At 64.9% G+C, this 7,179-nt stretch carries 6 protein-coding genes and 2 pseudogenes; 3 read left to right on the forward strand and 5 right to left on the reverse strand.

Annotated features, from left to right (window positions below):
• Positions 1-189 precede the first annotated feature (189 nt).
• The 4 genes from ACWGIH_RS43250 to ACWGIH_RS43265 form a co-directional block, all read right to left on the reverse strand.
• The gene (locus ACWGIH_RS43250; RefSeq protein ID WP_453452721.1) at positions 190-1,095 is read right to left on the reverse strand and encodes a serine hydrolase domain-containing protein; all 906 of its coding nucleotides are present in this window, start codon (positions 1,093-1,095) and stop codon (positions 190-192) included.
• On the reverse strand, positions 1,020-2,024 hold the full coding sequence (locus ACWGIH_RS43255) for an HTTM domain-containing protein (RefSeq protein ID WP_453452719.1): 1,005 nt from the start codon (positions 2,022-2,024) through the stop codon (positions 1,020-1,022). Before ACWGIH_RS43255 ends, ACWGIH_RS43250 begins: the two co-directional genes overlap by 76 nt.
• Positions 2,021-2,626 (reverse strand): DUF5819 family protein, encoded by a 606-nt coding sequence (locus ACWGIH_RS43260; protein ID WP_453452723.1) that lies wholly within the window; start codon positions 2,624-2,626, stop codon positions 2,021-2,023. The genes ACWGIH_RS43255 and ACWGIH_RS43260 overlap by 4 nt, the downstream gene beginning before the upstream one ends.
• Positions 2,627-3,049: 423 nt before the next feature.
• Complete coding sequence (locus ACWGIH_RS43265) at positions 3,050-3,349, reverse strand: hypothetical protein (RefSeq protein WP_453452717.1); 300 nt, start codon at positions 3,347-3,349, stop codon at positions 3,050-3,052.
• A 1,257-nt stretch (positions 3,350-4,606) separates the two neighbouring features.
• Between ACWGIH_RS43265 and ACWGIH_RS43270 the strand changes: the two genes are divergently transcribed.
• A complete protein-coding gene (locus ACWGIH_RS43270; protein ID WP_453452716.1) occupies positions 4,607-5,101 on the forward strand; it encodes a hypothetical protein in 495 nt (164 codons plus the stop codon).
• Positions 5,102-5,325: 224 nt separating this feature from the next.
• The gene (locus ACWGIH_RS43275; RefSeq protein ID WP_453452714.1) at positions 5,326-5,667 is read left to right on the forward strand and encodes an ankyrin repeat domain-containing protein; all 342 of its coding nucleotides are present in this window, start codon (positions 5,326-5,328) and stop codon (positions 5,665-5,667) included.
• Here ACWGIH_RS43275 and ACWGIH_RS43280 read toward each other — a convergent pair.
• Positions 5,618-6,058: pseudogene (locus tag ACWGIH_RS43280) on the reverse strand (IS5 family transposase); the annotation flags it as partial. The gene ACWGIH_RS43275 and the pseudogene ACWGIH_RS43280 sit on opposite strands and share 50 nt — an antisense overlap.
• 980 nt (positions 6,059-7,038) lie before the next feature.
• Between ACWGIH_RS43280 and ACWGIH_RS43285 the strand changes: the two are divergent.
• Positions 7,039-7,179 (forward strand): annotated as a pseudogene (locus tag ACWGIH_RS43285) (IS5/IS1182 family transposase); the annotation flags it as partial.

Raw genomic sequence — 7,179 nt, forward strand, 5'->3', positions numbered from 1 at the left:
CGGCCCATTGACCATCCGACAGATCCCCTCGCCCCACACCAGGATCATCACGGCACAGGACCAGGCACAGCAGCCACTTCTAAAACACGGCCTAGCCTGCCGGGAGCAGCTGTCTGCCTTCACTCGCGCAGCCGCGCGGGGCGAATGCGATCTATGGGCAGACGGTTGGAGACGGCACCGCAACCACGGTCAGACCTGAGTGGACTCCTTCGCTGCGATACGCGCCGTCTCGGCGGGATCACCACCAAGGCGGTGCGCTATTGCCCACGGGCCTTCAGGTTGTGCGATCACGCTCACCGTTGCGGTCGAAGTGGCCCCGTTGTAGCGGAACTGGCTGCCGGCCCGATACCACGTTGGGGCCGGGGGGCCGAGTTCCTGGTTAACGATGAGTCCGCACACCAGATCCGCGATGGTGCGGGGCGTGGCCCACAATCCTCCCGAGGGAAGAATCGCTCCGTTCATCACCCACGCCCTTCTGGGGCGCCTGAGAAGCCGCGACCGGGGTAGCAGGCGGGCAGCGGAGGGTGGGTCAGGGGTCATGGAGCCAGCCGGGAGGCGGAGCGGGGCCAGAACATACTGATCGATGATGTCCGGGTACGGGCGCCCGGTGGCAGCCGTGAGAGCAGCGCCGAGAACGGCATATCCGAGGTTGGAGTATTCCTCGCGCTCTCCGGGTGGGTGCTGAGCAAGGTCCGGAAGTTGGCCAAGTAGGTCGTCGAGTGCGCCACGGGTGAACTGCCGGTAGGGATCGGTGGCAGTGTGCCCAGGCATCTGCGGGGGCAGCGGGGGAAGCCCGGAGGTGTGCCGCAGGAGGTGCCGGAGGGTGATTCCCGCTCCGGTCTGGACGGGAAGCCAGCGCTCCAGCGGATCGTCCAGCTCGAGTGCCCCCTCGTCGGCAAGCCGCATGAGTGCTGTCCCAGTGACCACCTTGGTCAGTGAACCGATTTCGACGAACAGGCCGGGGTGGTGCCGACCCTCCCGGCGAGTGCCCCGGTGGCTGATGACGCAGCAGGGGACGCTCAATGGACCGCTCCTTCGTGAACTGCAGTGGTCGAGGGCTCTTCCTGGGCATCTTCCTGCCGACCGCGGGACCATCGTCGATTCCAGGACACGCTGATGCTGCGGAGCCAGGTCAAAAGGCGATCGAGTGCAGCGGACAGAAACACCAAATCGCAAGCAGCCATGGTCAGGGCGAAGCTGGTGAGGCCCATAAAGAGACCGATGGACAGGTGGAACCCTATCGACGCTGCGGCAGCCCAGGGCCGCAGTCGGGGAACCAGCACGCCGACCGGGAAGTACACCAGTAGGAGCACCGTGGCGTACGTGCCGAGGTACACGAGAATGTCGTTGTCGTAGACAAGGCTGGAGACTCCGGGCAGTTCGAATTCCGGCACCCGCATCACGTAGAACAGGGCGGTGCCGTCCTGCCAGGCCTGGCCTTGCACCTTGTACAGGCCGGAGACAACGTAGACCAGGCACATCTGCACTCCGACGGCGAGGACACCGAGGTTGTGCAGCGGGGCTGACACGGCGCGGGTGGCCAGGGGTACGCGGCGGGTGAGGCGAGCGCCCCATCCGGTGGGGAAAGAGAGTCGGTCGTAGCAACATGTCGCCATGAGCATGGGGATGATGACGTATGCCAGGTTATCGCCGCCATCCAGTAGGGCGGGCTGTCGCTGGTAAATCGACCACAGCAAAACCCAGTGCACCGCCAGCCCGACCCGCCCACCGACTCCGAGCATCACAGCCAGCGCTGCCAGCGCGCCGGCGTGGAAGACGGCTTCGAACCACACGTCAGACGTGCTGATCGCGTACAGGCTGAAGGTGCCCGACTCGTTCAGTTGCTTCAGGAACTCTCCGTGGGGCAGCACCGATTCAGGGCCGAACAGGTAGTGCCGTTCACGGTACTGGCTCACGTAGAACATGAATCCGACAAGTCCAAGCAGGGCCCTGGTGCCGGATATTCCCAGAACCGCGACGGGGTTGGCGGACCATCGGTCGATACCAGCGACTATGTTCTTCATCGCAAATCTCCGACCTTGCGCCACTCGAAGCGATACGCGTCTACCTTGTCTTTGGCCTTTATGTTGTTGCGCTGCGACCAAGGGGGAAGCTTCCGCAAATACATGACGATCTGGATTTTCTCCGGCTTTCCGGAGCAGACTCCGGCAGGCATCTGGTCCAGCGCGTAACGAGACAGGAAGGTGACTGCCTCGCCTCGTGATTTCTTCTCGTGCGGGAGCAGCGGCGTGACGGGCTTCTTGTCGTTGCGTTCGCTCCTGCGCATTCGGTCCAATACCTCGTCACGCGGGCTCAGTTGCTGAATGTTGCTGGTCACGAGACGGGACATGCGCGAGGGGAAGAATCGGCTGGACTGGGCCTTCTCGATGTAAGCCGACGTCACGTCGTACTCTGGCGTCACCTTGCCATCCGGGCATGCGGCACGAGCCAGGATGCCGCGGTCGTCCGTCAGCGGGTCAGGGGCAAACAGCATCCAGTTCTGGGTGAAGTACGGTTCGAGGTAGGCACTGACCGTGTCGTAGTAGCGCATCTTGGCAGGACTGAGCGGGGCCTGGGACAGAGCTGATGCGGTGAAGTGGACTGCCAGGAGGGCAGCACCGGCCATCAGTGCCACCCTCCGGACCGTCCGGTGATGGACTGTCACCGGTCGAAGACCACCTCAGCCTGAGGCACGCTGTCCTGGGGCATCACGGACAAGCTACCGAGAATCGCGTAGTGCTCGGCGGCAGCCCGCGACACGTTCCCGGTGTGGGCACCTGCTCGCGCGGCAGCTCGCCCAGCGCTCCGGGCAAGTCTGGCGGCCCCGCTGAGGATAGCGCGGGGCTCCTTTTCATTGGCTGAGGGGGCGGATGCAGGCGGGGCGCTGACCGGCTCCGTGGACGACGCCTGCGCGGGGCCTTGCGCGGCAATAACCACGGCGGCACCGGCTATGGCAACACCTGCAGCAGCGAGCGCCTTCTTCGGCTTCATACTGTGTGAGTTTCCTTTCGTGTGTATGGGTAAGTGCGGGTCACGCGTCCAGCTTTCGTTAGCGGTCGAATACCGCCTCTTCGACGGTTACCGGATCACCGCTGATTAACCCGCGCAGTATCGCGTACCGGTTGCTCGCCGCCCTGGCGGCATTTCCGACGGCACGCCCTGCATCAGCGCCGTATCTGGTTGCCAATCTGGCTACGTTCAGCACGCGGGGCTCATTACCCGCCTCTTCACTGGCGTGCGATACAGTCACGGAGTTTTCTGCCGGAGCCGCTTGAGCGGACGGCTGCACGGCTACCACCAGAATCGCACCAGCCAGCGCGACGCCAGCGCCGGCAAGCATACTTTTCACCAGGAGCATCTCCTTAGTTTTATGTAGAACCAAGTTTGCGATTTCCCACGCATTAGCGGAGGCGAAAAGAACGTAACTTGAGGTGCAATGTGGAAGAAAGAACTCCGGTTAACTTGGCCGGTATGCAGCTATGCTGTCGCGTGTAGCGAATCGCGCACTGATGACGCTGTGATCCGTCGGCCCAGCGCACTGCGCACCTATTACACGGACGCGCTACGCAATCCTTCGCAGCGTTCAAGCCAAAGTAATTTGTGTGGCACTGCAGCGGAGAGCCTGCTGGCGCTGAGACGCTTCTTGGAGGACAGCTCTACAGGTCGGCCATTACCTGCTCGCTGGCAATGGCGGGTTTTCAGCGGGCACCTGGCTGATACACCGTTGCCCTCAGTCGCAAGTGGGCGGCAGGGAACCCGCCGATATCGAATGCTCTGGTCCGTGTAAGCAGCACGTCGAGCGTCTGCCGGCCAGGTTCGCCCGCCGCAACTCCAGCGCAGCTGCGCCTCGTCGTGGACCGCAGAATTACGCAGTTTCAGCGTTCCGTCGGGCAGCTTTTACCCATCAGCCGCGGGGTGGTCGGGGCTGCCGTTCTTGACGTTGCAGCGCATCGCCACGGCTCCGTCATGACGGACCAGAGGCGGAGTACCGCGGGCCGTGGAGGCACGCATCTTCCGTACGCGGCGCGAGGTGTTGGCGGTGGCGGTGAGCGCTTCGACGACAACTTGCAGCAGATGGCCGACCGACCAGCTCGATCGTCTGAAGAGAGGGGATCCAGTCCCGGCCCACGACGCAGTCGGCGAGCGGCTGCAAGGCAGCAGACCGGCCCGGAGGCGATCCACAGCCAGTGCTGTTCGACTCCGTAACGGAACTGACGGGCGGGGCCGTCATACATCCGCGGGATGGCGAACTGGAGCGGCTCACTGCTGGCGGCCCGCGCCTGTTGGTAAGAGCGCGCACCTCGTGCCGCAGCTTGGCGACGAGGCGATGTTCGGCCTCCATCTGCTAGCGCAGAACCCGCTGACTTCGGCCACGAGCTGGTCAGCCTCGGCCTGCGGCTTGGCACGCGCCTGTTTTGAGGGGCCAAGCGCACCGTGGACGGCCCTCTCGTCCTTTGCGTGATGCGACCAGAGGAAGGATGTCACACCTCCTCGACCCAGCCCCGACGAGAATTCTTGTCCTTGGGTGTCACATCTGGCTCTTCGCGGGTCCCCTTCCCGAAGTACAGGCGGCGTTCGTCGCCGTGTGCTGAAGGGAGGCGCATTAGTGATCAGCGAAGTGGTGCCCCAAGGAGTGGACGCTGGGGCAGGGTTCGGGGTCCTCGCGGATGCGGTGGCCTCGCATGCGGACTGGATCATCTCCGCGGGCGCGCTCGCGCTGCTCTGCTGGGCGGCCTCGAATGCCTGGTGGCGGCGTCGGGCCGTGCAGGCGTTGGCCGGTCGGAACAGCTTCAGGATGGTGCCGGCTGCATCGTTCGATCCGAAGCTGGCCGACGTCGGGCACGCTGCGGCCCGGTTGGGCCAGGCCCGTGCGGCTGCGGGGCCGATCCCGCAGCGAGCTGCGGCGACCCGCATCTGTATGACGGCCGGAACTGAGGGACAACTGGAGTACGGATGGGAAGGACCGGAGCGGGCAGCCAGCGTGCTGCGACTGGCCGGCTATCGGCAGGTCGAGGTACTGGCCGCCGACGCCGCCCGCGAACGGTCGGCCAGGATTCGGTTCGAGGGCGTCGCGCCGCTGGCTGAGCGGGGTGGCTGGTGAGCGCGGTCGTCCTGGCCAAGGACGACGCGCCTGGAGCAGCTGGCGGCGGCGTTCGCCGAAGTCCGCACGCAGGACGGAGAGGAGGCCGCCCTTGTTGTCGATCTGCTGTCGGTGGCCGATGGCCGAGTGGCGCGTCGTCGACGTCGTAGACGGTGTCTTGATTGGTGCCTGGCATCGTGAGGAATTCGCTGGCTACGGGTGTGGCGCTGGGGTTGTATGACGCCGTGGACGACGACTTCTCCTGGACGCCTGCGCATCACGCGGTGGAGCACGAAAACGCTGAGGCTCTTGCGCATTTGCTTGTGGACGGCGTCGATCCCAACGAGGTCTTTGGACGGGCCACGCTGCTCACCCATGCGCTCGACGTGGAAGGTGACGGGGCCCTACAGACGGGGAAGCGTCTGACGGTGCACACCACCGCGATCCTGCTCGCCTTCGGCGCAGATCCGGAACTGCGTGATCCCTACGGGGACAGCCCGCTAGACGTCGCGAAGCAGTATGACCACCAGCCCGCGATCAAGCTGCTTCGAGAGCACATCGAGCGGCGCACCGGCGATAGCAGATGAGGGTGCTGGCGATCCCGGCGAAGGCGAGAAAGTGCTCGGACTTGCGCTCGTAGCGGCGGTGTAGGCGCCTGCATCCGTTCAACCACGACATCGTGCGCTCTACCACCCATCGGCGCCGGCCCAGGCGGTTGGAAACTTCGACGCCACGGCGGGCGATGCGGGGAACGATCTGGCGGCGGCGCAGCCAGTTGCGCAGATGGTCGAAGTCGTAACCCTTGTCTGCGTGCAGTTTGGCCGGGCGGCGGCGTCGAGGGCCGTATCGGGAGCGGATCGGAGGGATGCCCTGCATCAACGGCACCAAGGCTTGGCTGTCGTGGAGATTGGCGCCGGAGACACCGACCGAGATCGGCAGCCCGTTGCGGTCACAGATGATGTGAATCTTCGACCCCCTCGGTGTGGCCTCATCACAGCAACGCCTCCCCTGCGGACATCGCCCTTTCAAGATCACGTCCGAAAACAATGTCCTGTTCTGGTTGCCTTAGGGAACTTGACGGCGCGGTACACAAACTGTGGGCTGAACCCATGCCAGGTGCGCGCTCCCACCCGGCCGGGAGCGCCACGATGCCCCTCACAGCGCGATCCATACGTGTCAGAGCGGCGCTCGAGGGCGGAGGCCAGCGTCTGCACTTCGGGGCGTGAACACACAATGCGGGACGTCAATGCCGCTCTCCGAACGCGTCGTGTGCTGCAAGCCACGACCAGGCGGCCGTTCATGTCCGGTAGCGGCGCCCACCGAGTCGTCGTCCAGCTTTGCGGTGAGCACTTGAAACGTCTTCCTCGATGTCCGCCCGCCTCGCGGGCAACTCGGCCAAGGCTCCTCCGGACCCGCCGGCGGCTTCCATCTGGGGTCGCAGCAGCACTGCCTGCTGCCGCAGTTGACAGTCGACAGATCCTCGTCCAGGCCCAGCACGTCATCGACAAGGTCTTGTGTCGGAATGACTCCACAGTGCTTTGGTGCCGGTGGACCTCGTCAGCTCAGGCGAGAGCCCGGCCGCCAAAGGCGATCACCAGCCCACAGCCAGACTCCGATGACCACCGTACGCAACCCGCTGCCCACCGACGTAACGGCAGCGGCCTGCCTCACCCGGGCCGCACGCCAGGCTGTTGCGGGAAGCTCTCAGGCGACGCCGCTGTCACCCCTGGTGGGTTCCGAGCACGCGCTCTGCAGGGGTCGACGGCGGCCGCTCGCCGCGCCCCCGGCCAGCGGCCGAAAGACACCAGTGGACGAATTGTGTCGGGTTCACTCCACGCCGCACGTCGGCCTTCTAGAGTGGAGTTCTGCGGATTTCTCCCAGGGGGTGGAGGTTCCGGTGAGATGACACCTGCTAAGATGCCATTTCAGTTGGCGTGATCTTGCGGCAGTCTGGGGTGATAACTGCTGCGCTTGTCGAGCGTATGGCGCCGGAAGACCTGTGGACGTTGTTCCAGCGGGTGGTGCCGCCGGCGCCGGTTCGCCCGCAGGGTGGAGGCCATCGTCGACGAGGTGACCGCGAGGTGCTGGCCGCGATTATC

The organism is Streptomyces sp. NPDC054872 (assembly GCF_053610705.1).

Coding starts and splice junctions, on each gene's coding strand:
- ACWGIH_RS43250 (WP_453452721.1), bottom strand. CDS start 1,095: ATGGTCCCGCGGTCGGCAGGAAGATGCCCAGGAAGAGCCCTCGACCAC.
- ACWGIH_RS43255 (WP_453452719.1), bottom strand. CDS start 2,024: ATGAAGAACATAGTCGCTGGTATCGACCGATGGTCCGCCAACCCCGTC.
- ACWGIH_RS43260 (WP_453452723.1), bottom strand. CDS start 2,626: ATGGCCGGTGCTGCCCTCCTGGCAGTCCACTTCACCGCATCAGCTCTG.